Origin of the sequence: Caproiciproducens faecalis (genome assembly GCF_019448085.1) — a bacterium.
GTDB classification, from domain to species: domain Bacteria; phylum Bacillota; class Clostridia; order Oscillospirales; family Acutalibacteraceae; genus Caproiciproducens; species Caproiciproducens faecalis.
On record NZ_JAGFNZ010000005.1, the window covers coordinates 178,233 to 193,956 of the forward strand.

General features: G+C 47.6%; 19 protein-coding genes. All 19 read left to right on the forward strand.

Translation table 11 applies throughout. The features are described from left to right. Positions 1-6: 6 nt before the first annotated feature. The 19 genes from J5W02_RS12725 to groL all read left to right on the forward strand — a co-directional run bounded on the left by J5W02_RS12725 (position 7) and on the right by groL (position 15,625). A complete protein-coding gene (locus tag J5W02_RS12725) occupies positions 7-642 on the forward strand; it encodes an MBL fold metallo-hydrolase (protein ID WP_219966070.1) in 636 nt (211 codons plus the stop codon). Beyond that, positions 639-2,132 (forward strand): coproporphyrinogen dehydrogenase HemZ, encoded by a 1,494-nt coding sequence (hemZ, locus tag J5W02_RS12730; RefSeq protein WP_219966071.1) that lies wholly within the window; start codon positions 639-641, stop codon positions 2,130-2,132. Before J5W02_RS12725 ends, hemZ begins: the two co-directional genes overlap by 4 nt. Beyond that, positions 2,098-3,042: a uridine kinase family protein gene (locus tag J5W02_RS12735; protein WP_219966072.1), complete on the forward strand. Its 945-nt coding sequence runs from the start codon at positions 2,098-2,100 to the stop codon at positions 3,040-3,042. Before hemZ ends, J5W02_RS12735 begins: the two co-directional genes overlap by 35 nt. A 74-nt stretch (positions 3,043-3,116) precedes the next feature. Continuing rightward, complete coding sequence (locus J5W02_RS12740) at positions 3,117-3,482, forward strand: zinc ribbon domain-containing protein (RefSeq protein ID WP_219966073.1); 366 nt, start codon at positions 3,117-3,119, stop codon at positions 3,480-3,482. A 219-nt stretch (positions 3,483-3,701) separates the two neighbouring features. Further along, positions 3,702-5,465 (forward strand): putative polysaccharide biosynthesis protein, encoded by a 1,764-nt coding sequence (locus J5W02_RS12745; protein ID WP_219966074.1) that lies wholly within the window; start codon positions 3,702-3,704, stop codon positions 5,463-5,465. 47 nt (positions 5,466-5,512) lie between these two features. Further along, positions 5,513-6,304 carry a nucleoside triphosphate pyrophosphohydrolase gene (gene mazG, locus J5W02_RS12750; protein ID WP_255575749.1) on the forward strand — a complete coding sequence of 264 codons (792 nt, stop codon included), beginning with the start codon at positions 5,513-5,515 and terminating at the stop codon, positions 6,302-6,304. A 55-nt stretch (positions 6,305-6,359) separates the two neighbouring features. Continuing rightward, positions 6,360-6,635 (forward strand): HU family DNA-binding protein, encoded by a 276-nt coding sequence (locus tag J5W02_RS12755; RefSeq protein ID WP_038324296.1) that lies wholly within the window; start codon positions 6,360-6,362, stop codon positions 6,633-6,635. A gap of 75 nt (positions 6,636-6,710) precedes the next feature. After that, positions 6,711-6,971 (forward strand): RNA-binding S4 domain-containing protein, encoded by a 261-nt coding sequence (locus J5W02_RS12760; RefSeq protein WP_219966075.1) that lies wholly within the window; start codon positions 6,711-6,713, stop codon positions 6,969-6,971. Positions 6,972-7,029: 58 nt separating this feature from the next. Continuing rightward, a complete protein-coding gene (gene yabP / locus J5W02_RS12765) occupies positions 7,030-7,308 on the forward strand; it encodes a sporulation protein YabP (RefSeq protein ID WP_219966076.1) in 279 nt (92 codons plus the stop codon). Positions 7,309-7,322: 14 nt separating this feature from the next. Beyond that, positions 7,323-7,859 (forward strand): spore cortex biosynthesis protein YabQ, encoded by a 537-nt coding sequence (gene yabQ, locus J5W02_RS12770; RefSeq protein ID WP_255575750.1) that lies wholly within the window; start codon positions 7,323-7,325, stop codon positions 7,857-7,859. Positions 7,860-7,875: 16 nt separating this feature from the next. Beyond that, positions 7,876-8,178 (forward strand): FtsB family cell division protein, encoded by a 303-nt coding sequence (locus tag J5W02_RS12775; protein WP_219966077.1) that lies wholly within the window; start codon positions 7,876-7,878, stop codon positions 8,176-8,178. 32 nt (positions 8,179-8,210) lie between these two features. After that, positions 8,211-8,654 (forward strand): S1 RNA-binding domain-containing protein, encoded by a 444-nt coding sequence (locus tag J5W02_RS12780; protein ID WP_219966078.1) that lies wholly within the window; start codon positions 8,211-8,213, stop codon positions 8,652-8,654. A 47-nt stretch (positions 8,655-8,701) separates the two neighbouring features. Continuing rightward, positions 8,702-9,874 (forward strand): amidohydrolase, encoded by a 1,173-nt coding sequence (locus J5W02_RS12785; protein WP_219966079.1) that lies wholly within the window; start codon positions 8,702-8,704, stop codon positions 9,872-9,874. Continuing rightward, complete coding sequence (locus tag J5W02_RS12790; protein WP_219966080.1) at positions 9,871-10,713, forward strand: fumarate hydratase; 843 nt, start codon at positions 9,871-9,873, stop codon at positions 10,711-10,713. The genes J5W02_RS12785 and J5W02_RS12790 overlap by 4 nt, the downstream gene beginning before the upstream one ends. Positions 10,714-10,801: 88 nt before the next feature. Further along, entirely contained in the window at positions 10,802-11,338 is a 537-nt protein-coding gene (gene hpf / locus J5W02_RS12795; RefSeq protein ID WP_219966081.1) for a ribosome hibernation-promoting factor, HPF/YfiA family, read from the forward strand. A 119-nt stretch (positions 11,339-11,457) separates the two neighbouring features. After that, positions 11,458-12,576, forward strand: coding sequence for a THUMP domain-containing class I SAM-dependent RNA methyltransferase (locus J5W02_RS12800; protein ID WP_219966082.1), 1,119 nt, complete (start codon positions 11,458-11,460; stop codon positions 12,574-12,576). Between the two features lie 32 nt (positions 12,577-12,608). Next, the gene (locus tag J5W02_RS12805) at positions 12,609-13,511 is read left to right on the forward strand and encodes a diacylglycerol/lipid kinase family protein (RefSeq protein ID WP_219966083.1); all 903 of its coding nucleotides are present in this window, start codon (positions 12,609-12,611) and stop codon (positions 13,509-13,511) included. A gap of 158 nt (positions 13,512-13,669) precedes the next feature. Beyond that, positions 13,670-13,954, forward strand: coding sequence for a co-chaperone GroES (locus J5W02_RS12810; protein WP_219966084.1), 285 nt, complete (start codon positions 13,670-13,672; stop codon positions 13,952-13,954). 39 nt (positions 13,955-13,993) lie between these two features. Further along, positions 13,994-15,625 carry a chaperonin GroEL gene (gene groL, locus J5W02_RS12815; RefSeq protein ID WP_219966085.1) on the forward strand — a complete coding sequence of 544 codons (1,632 nt, stop codon included), beginning with the start codon at positions 13,994-13,996 and terminating at the stop codon, positions 15,623-15,625. Positions 15,626-15,724 lie beyond the last annotated feature (99 nt).

Sequence of the window (15,724 nt, forward strand, 5' to 3'; positions counted from 1 at the left end):
TCTGCTATGAAAGTAACAAGAATCACCGGCGGGCCGCTGCCCACCAACTGCTATATTTTAACAGATGATGAAACCGGCCTTTCCGCGGTAATCGATCCCGGGTTTGAGGACCCGAAGCTGACGCAGGCGGTTTTGAGCCTGGGCACAGAGAATGTCAGTGCTATTCTGTTAACTCACGGACATTTCGATCATATTATGGGGGTAAGTTCTTTAAAACGGCTAACCGGCGCCAAAATATATATCTATTCCGATGATATGCTGTTTACCGGCGACAATTCTCTGAATTTGTCCACTATGGTTTCCCCGATGGGATCAGAGCCCTTTACGGCGGATGTATCGCTGAATGACGGGGACGTCATTGAGCTTGGCAGCCTGAAAATTCGGGTGATGCATACGCCCGGACATACGATCGGCAGCTGCTGCTATCTTGTGGAGGATGCTCTTTTTTCAGGCGACACGCTGATGAAATGCAGCTGCGGCAGGACGGATTTCCCCACCGGAAGCTATCCGCAGATGATGGATTCCCTGAAGAAGCTGGAGAATCTGGAAGGGGACTTTCATGTTTACCCCGGGCATGAATGGGAAACCACGTTGGAGTACGAACGAAAGAACAACCCGTATATGGGGAACGGCGGCTTATGATTCTGGTTATCGACGGTCACTCGTTCCATTACGAAATGGAGAATCTGTGCCGGGTGTTTTTTCCGTACCAAAGAATAAAAGTGGTTCCCGAACTACCCGCCGCCACAGAAGATGATATTTTGATTTATACCGGTCTGGAGCCCCGACCGGACGGGCTAAAACTCACTGTGCGTGTCAGGATTGGTTCTTATCAAAGTGAGAATTCCGAAATACTGACCGGTGCCGAAAGCAAACAGGAAAAAGAAAACGAGCGCCGTATGGCGATCCTGCTGTTTGGGTTTCTGACACAATACTGTGGTTTTACCCCCAAATGGGGCATCCTGACGGGAGTACGGCCGGTGAAACTGCTGCGCCACCTGATTGCTGAAAAAGGCGAACAGGAAGGACTGGATTATTTCCGCAGCGAGTATCTTGTGTCCGCCCCCAAAGCAGAGTTAAGCTTTCTGACCATGCGCAATGAAGAAAAAATTCTGGCGCAGTCCAAACCGGAGTCCTTCAGTCTTTATGTATCCATTCCTTTTTGCCCGACACGCTGTTCTTACTGCTCGTTTGTTTCTTCATCAGTCGAGAAAACGGCAAAGCTGATTCCTCAGTATCTTAGACTTCTCTGTGAGGAAATCCGTTATACCGCAAAAGTTGCCGCCGGTCTTAAACTGCGGCTTGAATCTGTTTACATCGGCGGAGGGACGCCCACAACCCTGAGTGCGGAGCAGCTGGAAAGCCTGCTGACGGTCATTCGTGAAAGCTTTGACCTGTCGGTCTGCGGTGAATTTACTGTGGAAGCCGGCAGACCGGACACCATCACCGGCGATAAACTTGATGTGATGAAAAAGCACGGTGTTACACGCATCAGCATCAATCCACAGACACTGAATGACGAAGTGCTGAAAACAATCGGCCGCCGCCATACGACCGCGCAGACTCTTTCTGCTTTTGCTCTGGCGCGCGAACACGGCTTTAATAATATCAATATGGATCTCATCGCCGGTTTGCCGTGGGACAGTGTGGAAAGCTTTGCAGCCACATTGGATGAAGTCATCCGCCTTGCGCCGGAAAGTATTACGGTGCATACGCTGGCTCTGAAGCGCTCGTCCAGAATTTTTCAGGAGGAGAGCGAACCTTTTGTCAGCGGAGTACAGGCGGCGCAAATGCTTGACTACGCCGACACCCAGCTTCTTCAGTACGGTTACTCACCCTATTATCTTTACAGGCAAAGCCGGATGGTTGGGAATCTGGAAAATACCGGCTGGGCTAAACCCGGCTTTGAAAGCCCGTACAATGTTGTGATTATGGATGAATCCCAAACGATTCTTGCCTGCGGCGCGGGGGCTGCAAGCAAGATCAAAGATCCGTATTCGGATGAACTTACACGCATCTTTAATTTTAAATATCCCTATGAATATATCAATCGCTTTGAGGAAATGATTATTAGAAAAGATCAGGTGAAGACTGTTTATGATCAATTTTGTGGAGTATCAGAACGAACTTAGTAAGATCAATACTGCGGCATCCACACAGCCGGAAGCTTTTGTTGTACGGACAGAGGAATCCTATCACCAGAGCATTAGAAATATAGCCAGAAGTATTGCCGGGCAAATGCGGGACTGCAGGCTGATTATGCTTTCCGGCCCGTCCAGCAGCGGAAAAACAACCACCTCACATCTTTTGAAAAATGCATTCCAGTCGATCGGAATCGGTTCTACCATTATCTCCCTGGATGATTTTTACCGGGGGGAGCGGCAGGCGCCGGTGCTTGCCAATGGCCAGCACGATTACGAGTCCGTGGACGCGTTGGATGTTCCCGACGTTGAACGGTGCCTTCTTTCACTAATTGAAAACCATCATTGCACAATGCCTGTTTTCAATTTTGAAATCCATATGCCGTATCCGCATAAGCGCCATGTTTCACTGCGGGAACATGACATTGCGATTGTGGAAGGAATTCACGCGCTCAATCCGATTTTTCTTGACAAGCTGCCTAAAGAAGGCGTATGCAAAATCTATATCAGTGTAAAGCAGGGAATTTACGAAGGATCCAGAGAGTTGTTTAACGCAAACGAGATGCGGCTGGTGCGAAGGATTGTGAGGGATTATAATTTTAGGGGCGCTAAACCCACGCGGACCCTTGAAATGTGGCCGATGGTAATGGATGGGGAGAGGAAATACATCAAACCCTACCGCAGTGGCGCCGACTATACGATCAATTCGCTGCATACCTATGAAACCTGTGTTCTGGTGAATCAGGCCATCCCCCTCCTGAAAACTGTTCCCGCAGACTGCGGCCAGTATCCTTTGACCAAGAAGCTGATCGAGAGTCTTGAAAAATTTACTCCGGTCAGCAGTGAATTTGTTCCCCAGGATTCCATTATCCGCGAGTTCATCGGCGGCGGGATATATTGATGAAATTTATTGCAATTCCTCTGATGTTGGAATATAATTTTAGTAAGAAAATCTAATTAAAGGAGTGTGCTATTATGGGACTGTTTGAAGATGTCGTTGTTAACGCCAAATCCGCGGTGAATGTCGTCGGTAAAAAAGCGGGTCAGTTTGTTGATATCTCAAAGCTTAGAATAAACGCTGCCGATTTGAACAATGAAATTTCAAAACGCTATGAATCGCTGGGCAGAACGGTTTATGAAGCTAAAAAGACGGATAACGACTCGTCTGACCTTGTCAGCGAATGCATTACCGCAATAGATGATCTATATGAGCAGCTGGATGCTGTCAACGAGCAGCTGGTCGCCATGAGAGCCAGAATGGTCTGCAAAAACTGTGGAGAGGAAAATCCGCAAAATGCGGAGTATTGCAGCAAATGCGGCCATAAGCTTTCAGATGACTGAAATTGTTCCGCGTTTTAAAAAGAGGGGCGTAGTCCCCTCTTTTTCAATGCTTGGAATTATGTTCATAATATTTTCATTTATTTAGTATACTATTTATTATGAGAAAATGTGTGAAATAGGAATTCCTCTTTCTTTTCGGCTTGATGCAGTGGGGAAGAGGGGTTTGTTGTTATGCTTAAACAGAAAACAATGTGATTATTTTGGAATGGATGTGTCGCAATGGATAATAAGAGGACCGCAACCGTTGGCAAACAGAGCTTTTTACACGGTGCTTTAATTCTGATGGTAGCGATTGCTCTGGTTAAAATTATTGGAGCGCTGTTTAAAATCCCGCTTGCCTGGATTCTGACCCCTGTCGGAAACGGTTATTTCGGGAACGCTTATTCCCTTTATTTCCCGATTTTCAGCCTTGCAACGGCCGGTTTTCCAATTGCTATTTCCAGGCTGGTATCAGAAAATTCCGCCCGCGGCCGGTATCGCGACATCCGCCAGATTCACACGGTTTCCGTAAAAATCTTTTTGTTTTTGGGCATTGTAGCTTTCTCCATTATGTTTTTTGGTGCAAAGCCCTATGTTGCCTACGCGGTCAGTAACAACCCACAGAATGCGCTCCCGGCCATTTATGCGCTGGCTCCGGCCATTTTCTTCAACAGCCTGATGGCCATTTACCGGGGATACTACGAAGGCCTTCGCAACATGTATCCCACCGCTATTTCCGAAATTGTGGAAGCGCTGTGCAAGCTTGTGTTCGGACTCGCCATCGCCTCTCTGATTATCCATTCCGGTTTGCAGGAATTTGCGGCGAGCGGTACGGTCTACGGTGAAAAAATGGCCTCTGCTGAGTACGCCAAGATTGCTACGCTTCCTTACGCGGCAGCCGGCGCGATCTTCGGTGTTACCATCGGTTCTGTTTTCGGTTTTGTTTATCTTTTTGTTTACCACAAGAGGCACAGTGACGGGATCACCCAGGAGATGCTTCATGCGTCGCCCCGTCCCCTGCCTATGAAACATACGACCGTCCGGCTGATTAAGACCGCCATTCCGATTGCGCTCGGTTCCCTTGCGGTCAATCTCTCTACTTTTATTGACAGTACGTTTCTGCAGAAACGGATCAATGATATTATGGTGGACCATTCTCAGATCCTGATCGGTATGTACGCAAATGTTATGCCGGAGTCGGTTGTCAAACTGAACAATGTCCCAACGTTTCTGTTTGGCTGCTTTTCCAACGCTTCCACTTTGTTCATGTTAGTGCCCGCCATCACACAGGCATTCGGCGTAAGCGCGCTTCCAAACGTTACGGAAGCCTGGACAGGCGGAAATCCGAAAAAAATAAAGAGAAGCATTGAATCGGTACTCCGACTTGTGGCAATGCTAACCATACCGGCTGGATTGGGGCTTTCTGTACTTTCCACGCCGATTGCGTCCCTGCTGTATGGTTCACAGAATGCCCCGACCGTGATTGGCAGGATTCTTGTCCTGCTGGGTCTGGGCGCGATTTTCGCGGCGATGAGCACGCCAATTAACAGTATGCTTCAGGCTGTGGGCCGGGTTGACCTTCCGGTCAAGCTGCTTGCGGTCGGTCTGGCGATTAAGCTTGTGTTAAACTATACACTGGTCGGGATCCCCGAAATCAATGTGATGGGTGCAGGAACCGGTACTTTGGTCTGCTATATTTTCATTATGGTTTTTGCGCTGTTCTTCCTTTGCCGCGAAGCGAAAATCACCATCAACTTCGTGAGCATCTTTCTCAAACCGCTTCTGGCTTCCGTTATCTGCGTAACTGCTGCGTTTTTTGTGCAGAAAGCCGGAACCATGTTGGGATTGGGCAAGCTTTCGACTTTATTTGCGATTGCCGCTGCGGGAGTAATTTATATTGTTTGTATGCTCTGGTTTAAAGCGCTGAACACAAACGATGTGCTAATGCTTCCTAAAGGACAAAAAATTGTGAAAATACTTGAAAAACATAATTGGATAAGGTAAAATGATAGCAGTTTATCCGATACTTTCTTTCACAGGAGATATTCATTTTGGATTTTGAGTTCAAAGAAAAATATAGCATGCAGGATTTGCTGGACATCATGGCAATTCTCCGCTCTCCGCAGGGGTGCCCATGGGATCAGGAGCAGACCCATCAAAGCATAAGAAACTGTTTTATTGAAGAGACTTACGAAGTTGTTGAAGCAATTGACAATCAGGATACGGATCTTTTAAAAGAAGAACTGGGCGATGTCCTTCTTCAGGTGCTGTTTCATTCTCAGATGGAAAAGGAAACGGATCGTTTTGATTTTTCGGACGTAGTGGACGGCATCGCTAAAAAGATGATTATCCGTCATCCCCACGTTTTTGGCAACACGGTTGTCAACAGTTCCGACGAGGTTCTTGTCAACTGGGACGCAATTAAAAAGGAAACCAAAAACCAGGCAACCCAGACGGAAGTTCTGAAAAGCGTTTCAAAAGCCCTGCCCGCTTTGATGCGAAGCGCCAAGGTGCAGCACAAAGCCGCAAAGGTCGGGTTTGACTGGCCCGACGTTTCCGGTGCGCTTGATAAGGTTGCGGAAGAATTCTGTGAATTAAAAGAAGCGATAGACAATGGAAGCTGGGAAGACCGCATGGAAGAACTGGGCGACCTTTTGTTCTCTGTCGTGAATGTTTCGCGGTTTTTAAAAGTGGAGCCTGAGCAGGCTTTAAGCTTTTCCTGTAATAAGTTTATTTCGCGCTTTGAGAAAATGGAAAGCCTTGCAGAGAAGCGCGGAGCCGATATGACTTCAATGTCACTGGAACAGCTTGATTCACTTTGGAATGAAGCTAAGACAACTTAATCATTCTCAGCTTTCTGCTGTTGAATAATAATTAAAAAAACGGAGGTCAAATATTATGAACAAAACAGAATTAATTGCTGCTGTTGCTGAAAAAGCAGGTATGTCCAAGAAAGATGCCGATAATGCTGTCAACGCAATGATTGACACAATCGTTAAAGCTGTTTCTGAAGATGAGAAAGTACAGATCGTAGGGTTTGGTACTTTTGAAGTACGCAGCCGCAGTGAGAGACAGGGCCGTGACCCGAGAACAAATTCTCCTATCACCATTCCCGCTTCCAAAGTACCTGCTTTTAAGGCAGGAAAGGCCTTCAAGGACGCTACAGCGAAATAAAAATATATAATGTTTTTTAAAAGGGCTGTAACTGACCGCAATGTTACAGCTCTTTTTATGTAGAAGGGAAATACTATGCGACTGGACAAATATCTGAAAATATCCCGTATCATTAAGCGCCGCACGATTGCCAACGAAGCTTGTGATGCCGGGCGGGTGCTTGTGAATGGAAAACCGGCCAGAGCCTCCTACGACGTAAAGGTAGACGATGTTCTTGAACTGCAGCTTGGTTCACGCAGCATAAAGGCGCAGGTGCTCAGTGTAAACGAATATGCGAAGAAGGAAGCGGCCGCGGAAATGTACCGTGTTCTGTCGGACGGCCCGGCTAACCTTTAAGTATATGTCCCTCCGTTTATGCATACAAATTGGTATGAATGAATAGGAGGGTCTTGAAATGGCTGAAGAAAAAAAGTCTGTGAAAGTACCGCACAGCCTGATCCTTGAAAATCGCCGTGCGCTTACTGCGACCGGTGTTTCCAATGTTGACAGCTTTGATGAACAGACCATAGTGGCGTATACCGATTTAGGTCAGCTGATTATCAAGGGTACCAAGCTTCAGATTAATAAATTGAATATTGAAACAGGCGAACTGACACTGACCGGGGACATTAGCGCGATGTCGTATTCTGAAAACCAGCTCTCGGGCGGCTTTTTCTCGAGGCTGTTCAAATAGGGGAGTGAGGTTGTTTGAACTTATCTCTCACCGCTCAGCTTCAGGGGTTTGTACTTGCAATTGCGGTCGGTGTATTTTTGGGTGCTTATTACGATGTTTTCCGCATCTTTCGCACTGTGTTCCAGTCGGAACGCCGCGCTGTGTTTTTTCAGGATCTGTTCTATATGATTACGGCGGCGTTTGTTACCTTTTTGCTCGCTCTGGGCGTGAATTACGGCGAAGTCAGATTCTATATTCTTGCTGGGGAAGGAATCGGCTGGTGCCTGTATTTTTTAACGGTAGGTACGGTTACTTACCGGATGTTTTGTTTGATTGCAAAAATTGTCCGGAAATATATTATTGTTCCGGTTAAGAAAATAATTGCTAAAATATCCCATTTTTCTCTTAGCGTCGTAAAGAAAATTGTTAAGAATACAAAAATAGTCGCTTCAAATCAGAAAAAACGCTTGAAACATCACCGTGAAATAGTGTATAATCATTTCAAAGTAAGAAGTAATGCCAAGAGAAATGCAAAAAAGAAAAAGAGACGTAAAAAAAACGGCAAAGCTTAGGGGGCGCTGCTGAGCCATGAAGGTTATCAAGAGGAAAAAGCGAAAAGGCAGTTTTTTATTGCATACGGCTATCTTTGCTTTTGCAATCTATATTATTGTTGCGCTTGTTAACCAGCAGGTACAGATCAGTCAGAAGCGGCAGGAGCTTGCAGCGGTTAAACAGAAAATTATTATTCAGCAAGTGAAAAATGAAGACATTAAACATGCCCTTAGCACAGGCGCAAACGGAAACAGCGATTATATTGAGCGCGTTGCGCGTGAGAGCCTGAATTTTGCAAAGCCAGGGGAACGTGTTTTTGTTAATATTGCAGGTAATTAATCGCTCTATATTAAGGAGGAAATCACTTACATATGCAGCTTGAGGTAGGAACGATCCTGGAAGGAAAAGTTACGGGAATTACAAAATTCGGCGCTTTTGTAGAGCTGCCGGGCGGCAGAACCGGCATGGTGCACATTTCGGAAGTCGCACCCACCTTTGTTAAGGAAATACGCGACTTTGTGACCGAAAACCAAGTGGTGAAGGTCAAGGTAATGAGCATCAGCGAAGACGGCAAAGTCAGCCTTTCTATGAAAAAGGCCATTCCGCCTGCACCAAGAAGCAACTCTCCCGCTCCGCGTGTATCCAGACCGGGCAGCTACGAGTGGCAGGGCAGAAGAAACGAAGCGACAAGCTTTGAGGATATGATGTCCAAATTCAAGCAGACAAGTGATGAAAAAATGTCGGATCTGAAAAGATGTATGGAGTCAAAGCGCGGTGGCTTTTCCAAACACGGCGGTTCCGGTCAGTCGAAATAGTTTCAGCGGAGTGCGCGCACTCCGCTTTTTTTGTTGGAGGAAAAACAATGCTGATTATTCATGCAAAAATATTCACGATGGCGGACAGCGTCATAGAGGACGGCTGGATTCGTACGAAAGACGACCGGATCGAAGCGCTTGGCACAGGGACCGTACAGCCCAAACAAGGTGAGGAGGTACTCGACGTTCAGGGCGCCGGCGTTTATCCGGGCTTTGTGGACGCGCATACTCATTTGGGAATGTGGGAAGACGGTCTTACATTTGAAGGAGACGACGGAAACGAAGAAACAGACCCTGTTACGCCGCAGTTGCGAGCGATAGACGCGGTGAACCCCATCGATCGCTGCTTCAGCGAAGGTTTGGCCGCGGGTGTGACAACGGTCATTACAGGCCCCGGAAGCGCAAACCCCATCGGGGGGCAGCTTGCCGCGATTAAAACCTGCGGAGGACGGATTGACGATATGCTTGTCAAAGCGCCGGTTGCGATTAAAATGGCTTTGGGAGAAAACCCGAAGTCCGTTTATCACGGAAAAAATCAATCGCCTTCCACCAGAATGGCGACGGCTGCGCTGATTCGGGAGGAACTTTTTAAAGCACAGCGCTACCTGCAGGATCTGGAGCGCTCAGAGACCGACGAGGACTTTGACGCGCCGGAATTTGATATGAAGTCTGAAGCGCTGATTCCCGCCCTTAGGGGTGAAACTGAGGTGCATTTCCACGCGCACCGCGCAGACGATATTTTTACCGCCATTCGCATTGCCAAAGAATTTGATTTAGATTATGTCATTGTGCACGGAACGGAGGGACATCTGATTGCGGACGCCTTGGCAAAAGACGGAGTGCGGGTGCTGGCCGGACCTTTCCTCTGTGACCGCTCCAAACCGGAGCTGAGAAATTTAACGCCGCAGAACCCGGGAATTCTTGCGAATGCGGGAATACTGACAGCAATTATAACCGATCATCCCGTTGTTCCGCTGCAGTACCTTCCTACTTGCGCGGCGCTGGCAGTGAGGGAAGGCATGCATTACGAGGACGCTTTAAAGGCCATTACCATCAACCCGGCGAAAATCTGCGGAATCGACGCGAGAGTCGGTTCTGTCGAACCCGGTAAAGACGCCGATCTGGTCGTTTTTGACGGCAATCCTCTGGAGATGACTTCCAAACCGAAATATGTGATCGCCAACGGGAAAATCGTATCAGAAAGGGAAAAGTGCTTATGAGAGAGATTCCTGTTTCACAGATTACCGAAGCGGTAAAGACTCTTTTTATTGACGCCAACCGCGTTTTGCCGGAAGATCTTGAAACTTGCATTGCAGCTGCGTCGAAGACCGAGACGTCCCCAATCGGCAAAGCCGTTTTATGTGACTTGTGTGAAAATATGAACGCCGCCCGCGAACTGAAAATCCCCATTTGTCAGGATACGGGCATGGCGGTGGTATTCGCCGAAATCGGACAGGAGGTTCACCTGACCGGCGGTTCTTTTGAGGACGCTGTGAACGAAGGGGTGCATCAGGGGTATCTTGAAGGCAGGCTGCGGTGTTCGGTAGCCGCCGACCCCATTCGCAGGGGCAATACGGGGGATAACACACCCGCCGTTATCCATCTGCGTCTGGTTCCTGGGGACAAGCTTGTCATTACGGCGGCACCAAAAGGGTTTGGCAGTGAAAATATGAGTCGGATCAAAATGTTTACGCCGTCCGCCAGCGCGGAGGACATTATCGATTTTGTGGCAGAGACGGTTCAGATTGCGGGCGGTAATCCTTGTCCGCCGGTTGTGCTGGGAGTCGGGATCGGCGGCGATTTTGAAAAATGCGCGATTTTGGCAAAGAAGGCGCTCTGTCGTTCGGTTTCACAGAGAAATTCCGATCCGTTTTACGCCGATCTGGAGGGACGTATGCTCGAAAAGGTCAATGGGCTGAACGTGGGCCCACAGGGCTTTGGCGGGAACACAACGGCGCTTGCGGTGAATATCGAGCAATTCCCCACGCACATTGCCGGGCTGCCTGTTGCGGTAAATGTCGGCTGTCATGTGACCCGTCACAAGAAAATAATAATTTAAATTCCGGACGCTTTTATTTCCCTTATGATTATGGTATATTATAGGTAGGCGATATCCTTTCTTAAGAATGGAAAAAGGAGATGTTCATATGAAGATTACTGTTACTGGCAGGAAGGTCAATCTACGGGATAATTTTAAGGAATTGGCTGCAAAAAAGCTGTCGCGCTTTGACAGGGTTTTCGATGAAGATGCGCAGGCCGGCGTGGTGGTAACTTTGGAGAGAAACCGCCAGACCGTCGAAATTACGATTAAATCGCGGGGAATGATTTATCGTGCGGAAGCAACGGATTTTGAGATGAATGACGCGTTGGATCAGGTTATCAGTGCGCTGGGCAGACAAATCCGCAAGAATAAGACAAGGCTTGAGAAAGAAATCCATTCTGCCGCGCTCGACCAGTATGTACAGGATTATCTGCATACTGCCGAAGAAGACGACAGCGAATATAAGATCGTGCGCACCAAGCACTTTTTTGTAAAACCACTCAGCACAGAGGAAGCGATTCTCCAGATGAACCTGCTTGGGCATCAGTTCTTTATGTTCCGCGATGAAAACAGTGGGGAAATCAATGTGGTTTACAAGCGCAAGGACGGGAATTACGGATTATTGGAACCCGATGCGGAATAATAGAATATTCGCACCCACATGTTTCTATAACAAAACATGGTGCCTGATAGATAATAGTTTTCTATAATGATTGGGGCTGCGTATTGTCGCAGCCCCTTATTTTGAGTTTGGAGTGTAATATGGATAATTTTAAACTGGTGTGCCCCTGCCTTCTTGGAGTAGAAGGGCTTGTTGCAGATGAATTAAGGGCAATGGACGCCCAAAATGTGGAACCGCAGAACGGAAGGGTTATTTTTGACGGTTCAGACGAAATGCTGGTCAGGGCAAATCTTTGGTCACGTTACGGGGAACGTGTGCTCATTCAGATGGCCAGCTTTCGTGCGCTCAGCTTTGAAGAGCTTTTTCAGGGAGTAAAGTCCCTGCCGTGGGAGCGCTGGATTGGAAAAAACGACCGTTTTCCCGTGAAGGGGCGCAGTCTGAGTTCCAAGCTGTCAAGCGTTCCCGACTGTCAGTCGATCATCAAGAAAGCGATTGTAGAGAGACTAAAGCAGAAATATCACGTCAGCTGGTTTGAGGAAACGGGACCGCTTTTTCAGATCCAGTTTCTAATTATGAAGGACAGCGTCAGCATTATGATTGATACTTCCGGCGAAGGACTTCACAAGCGGGGGTACCGTGCCAGTTCCACGGAAGCGCCGATCAAAGAGACGCTGGCCGCCTGCATGGTGCATCTTGCCCGCGTACGGCATGATGCAAATTTTATTGACCCGTTCTGCGGTTCCGGAACGCTTTTGATTGAAGCCGCTATGTATGCGCTGAATATTGCGCCCGGACTGCAGCGCCACTTCTCCGCCGAGCGCTGGGACTGCATTGACAAGAGTCTTTGGCAGAAAGAGAAAATGCGCGCGCAGGGTCTGGTTCTGCGTGACGCGCAATTTACTGCTCATGGGTACGATATTGACGGCGCGGCGGTCACGCTCACATTGGAAAACGCAAAAAAAGCAGGAGTCATTTCGCAGATACACGCGGAAAAACGTGGGATTGGCGATTTCAAGGCGGAGGGTGAATACGGCTGCGTGATCTGCAACCCGCCTTACGGAGAGCGTTTGTTGGACATGCATCAGGCGGAGGATCTTTACAGAGTGATGGGCAGCGTATTTGAGCGCAGACACGGATGGAGCTATTCGATTATCAGTCCGGATGAGACCTTTGAAGAATGCTTCGGTCGAAAAGCGGACAGGCGCAGAAAGCTTTACAACGGAATGATAAAATGCCAGTATTATATGTACTTTAAATAACACTCATAAAATTATTTCAGCTGGAGGCCATCATGCGCTATGTTTTTATTGTGAATCCCGTCGCCGGCAAAAAGAATGCTTATTTTACCTTGTTCCCGGCTATCCGGCAGTATTTTGAAAGAAAAGATCTGCAGTTTTCCTGTCATATTACAGAGAAACCGGGACATGCCATGGAGCTTGCCGATGAGGAAAGCCGGAGAGGGGATGAGGTGCGGATTTACGCCATCGGAGGCGACGGTACGCTGAGCGAAACGGCAGCCGGCATCATTGGCAGAAAAAATGCTGAGATAGGAATTTTTCCCTGCGGTTCCGGAAATGACTATATCAAAACTTTCGGCGAATCAGGGAATTTTCTGTCTTTGGAAAAGCAGCTTAAAGCCCCGTCCCGTCCGGTGGACATGATCCATTCGGCGGGAAAGTATTCTATAAACCTCTGTTCCGTGGGGCTGGATGCGAGAGTTGCCTTTGAAATGTTGAAATTTAAAAAAATACCTTTTATCAGCGGCCCCATGGCCTATAATCTGGCGGCTGCAAAAGTACTCACCGGCAAGCTTGGCGAACAGCTGGAAATTGTGATCGATGGCGTTAACAAATTCAGCGGCACTTATCTGTTTGCTTTGGCGGGCAGCGGAAAATATTACGGCGGCGGCTTTTGCGGCGCGCCTTGGGCTGTTCCGGACGACGGTCTGCTGGATTTTGTCCTTATCAGAAAACCGCCCGTATATAAAATTCCCCTGCTGATTAAGACCTATAAAAACGGCGGCCATCTGGAATCGGAAAGGTTCAAGAGCATTCTGACGTTTTGCCGGGGAAAGAAAATGGAAATTCAGGCTCCCGGTCTGGCTGTTGCAAATTTTGACGGCGAGTGTGCAACCATTACAAGGATACAATTCGAGATCGTTCCTAAAGCGGTTAATTTTATTGTTCCGGTTTAACAACAGATAAAGTTTGCGATAATTGTAAATAATTTATTAAATTGCATTTTTTTAGTAAAAAACCACTTGATTTTCCTGACGTAAGTATATAAAATATATCTTAGCACTCGAGGATAATGAGTGCTAAAACAAAACAGCTATTTGAAGGAGGACATATTATGACTATTAAACCATTGGCAGACAGAATTTTAATTAAAATGGAAGAAGCTGAGGAGACAACAAAGAGCGGTATTCTTCTTGCCGGTTCTGCAAAAGAGAAGCCCCAGATCGCAGATGTTATTGAAGTAGGCCCGGGCGGCGTAGTGGACGGCAAAGAGGTTAAAATGTATGTGAAAAAAGGTGACAAAGTCATAACGAGCAAATATTCCGGAACCGAAATCAAAATTGACGGCGAGGAATATACGATTGTTCGTCAGAGCGATGTTCTTGCAGTCGTAGAGTAATAGGTACAGAAAATAATTTGATATTGGAGGAAATATACGATGGCTAAACAGATTATTTACGGTGAGGATGCCAGAAAAGCTCTTTTAAACGGCATTAATCAGCTTGCTGATACAGTAAAAATTACACTGGGACCGAAGGGCAGAAACGTTGTTCTTGACAAAAAATTCGGTGCTCCGTTAATCACAAACGACGGTGTCACCATTGCCAAGGAAGTGGAACTGGACGACGCCTTTGAAAATATGGGCGCTCAGCTGGTAAAAGAAGTTGCTACCAAAACAAACGATGTTGCCGGTGACGGTACCACCACAGCTACTCTGCTTGCGCAGGCTATCATTCGCGAGGGAATGAAGAACGTAACCGCAGGCGCAAATCCGATGGAGATTCGCAAGGGTATTCAGAAGGCCGTTGACGCTGCCGTAAAATCTTTGGCCGATCATTCCAAAAAGGTAACCGGCTCTGAAGATATCGCCCGCGTTGCAACGATTTCCGCTTCCAGTGATTTCATTGGCAAGCTGATTTCCGAAGCAATGGAAAAAGTAACCTCCGACGGTGTGATTACTGTTGAAGAATCCAAGACGGCTGAAACATATTCCGAGGTCGTAGAGGGTATGATGTTTGACCGCGGCTATATTACTCCTTATATGGTGACCGACACCGAGAAAATGGAAGCCGTTATTGATGATGCATATATTTTGATTACAGACAAGAAAATTTCCAATATTCAGGAAATTCTTCCGCTGCTGGAGAAAATCGTACAGTCCGGCAAGAAGCTTGTTATCATTGCAGAGGATATTGAGGGCGAGGCTCTTACAACTCTGATCCTGAACAAACTTCGCGGCACCTTTACCTGTGTCGGCGTAAAAGCTCCGGGTTTCGGCGACAGAAGAAAAGACATGCTCCGTGATATTGCCGTTCTGACAGGCGGTCAGGTTATTTCCGAAGAACTCGGACTCGATCTGAAAGAGACCACCGTTGAGCAGCTCGGCCGCGCGCGCCAGGTAAAGGTTGACAAAGAAAACACCATCATTGTTGACGGTGCAGGCGATAAGGATGAGATCAAATCCAGAATTTCTCAGATTCGTTCTCAGATTGCGACCACAACTTCTGACTTCGACCGTGAGAAGCTGCAGGAGCGCCTTGCAAAGCTTTCCGGCGGCGTAGCTGTCATTAAAGTCGGCGCTGCAACCGAAGTAGAGATGAAAGAGCAGAAGCTCCGCATTGAAGACGCTCTTGCTGCTACAAAGGCTGCCGTAGAGGAAGGCATTGTAGCCGGCGGCGGCGTTGCCCTGATTAACACCTACAAGGATGTTGAGAAGGTTGTGGAAGATACAGAAGGCGACGCAAAGACCGGTGCCAAGATTATTCTGAGAGTCCTTGAGGAGCCAATCCGTCAGATCGCTGCTAACGCAGGTCTTGAAGGCTCTGTCATTGTCGAGCATATCAAGAACGCTAATAAGGTTGGCTACGGTTTCAACGCTCTTACCGAGGAATACGGTGATATGATTTCCTTTGGTATCGTTGACCCGACCAAGGTAACCCGTTCTGCACTGCAGAACGCATCTTCCGTAGCAGCCATGGTACTGACCACGGAATCTCTGGTAGCAGACAAGAAAGAGCCTGCTGCTGCTCCCGCAATGCCGGCAGATCCGGGTATGGGCGGCATGTATTAATTTCTTTCAAAACAATTTTAAGGCGGACGCTTTTCAGCGCCCGTCTTTTTTATTGCCAATTGTCAATATATTAACAAGGCAACGCGAGCCGACTCGCCC

Bases quoted from the DNA above. Each gene is read 5' to 3' on its own strand.
- yabP (WP_219966076.1), top strand. From the start codon at position 7,030: ATGGCTGAAGAAAAAAAGTCTGTGAAAGTACCGCACAGCCTGATCCTT.
- J5W02_RS12805 (WP_219966083.1), top strand. From the start codon at position 12,609: ATGCGCTATGTTTTTATTGTGAATCCCGTCGCCGGCAAAAAGAATGCT.
- J5W02_RS12810 (WP_219966084.1), top strand. From the start codon at position 13,670: ATGACTATTAAACCATTGGCAGACAGAATTTTAATTAAAATGGAAGAA.
- J5W02_RS12735 (WP_219966072.1), top strand. From the start codon at position 2,098: ATGATCAATTTTGTGGAGTATCAGAACGAACTTAGTAAGATCAATACT.
- J5W02_RS12800 (WP_219966082.1), top strand. From the start codon at position 11,458: ATGGATAATTTTAAACTGGTGTGCCCCTGCCTTCTTGGAGTAGAAGGG.
- J5W02_RS12760 (WP_219966075.1), top strand. From the start codon at position 6,711: ATGCGACTGGACAAATATCTGAAAATATCCCGTATCATTAAGCGCCGC.
- groL (WP_219966085.1), top strand. From the start codon at position 13,994: ATGGCTAAACAGATTATTTACGGTGAGGATGCCAGAAAAGCTCTTTTA.
- J5W02_RS12780 (WP_219966078.1), top strand. From the start codon at position 8,211: ATGCAGCTTGAGGTAGGAACGATCCTGGAAGGAAAAGTTACGGGAATT.
- J5W02_RS12775 (WP_219966077.1), top strand. From the start codon at position 7,876: ATGAAGGTTATCAAGAGGAAAAAGCGAAAAGGCAGTTTTTTATTGCAT.
- J5W02_RS12745 (WP_219966074.1), top strand. From the start codon at position 3,702: ATGGATAATAAGAGGACCGCAACCGTTGGCAAACAGAGCTTTTTACAC.
- J5W02_RS12785 (WP_219966079.1), top strand. From the start codon at position 8,702: ATGCTGATTATTCATGCAAAAATATTCACGATGGCGGACAGCGTCATA.
- hemZ (WP_219966071.1), top strand. From the start codon at position 639: ATGATTCTGGTTATCGACGGTCACTCGTTCCATTACGAAATGGAGAAT.
- J5W02_RS12755 (WP_038324296.1), top strand. From the start codon at position 6,360: ATGAACAAAACAGAATTAATTGCTGCTGTTGCTGAAAAAGCAGGTATG.
- J5W02_RS12725 (WP_219966070.1), top strand. From the start codon at position 7: ATGAAAGTAACAAGAATCACCGGCGGGCCGCTGCCCACCAACTGCTAT.
- hpf (WP_219966081.1), top strand. From the start codon at position 10,802: ATGAAGATTACTGTTACTGGCAGGAAGGTCAATCTACGGGATAATTTT.
- J5W02_RS12740 (WP_219966073.1), top strand. From the start codon at position 3,117: ATGGGACTGTTTGAAGATGTCGTTGTTAACGCCAAATCCGCGGTGAAT.
- J5W02_RS12790 (WP_219966080.1), top strand. From the start codon at position 9,871: ATGAGAGAGATTCCTGTTTCACAGATTACCGAAGCGGTAAAGACTCTT.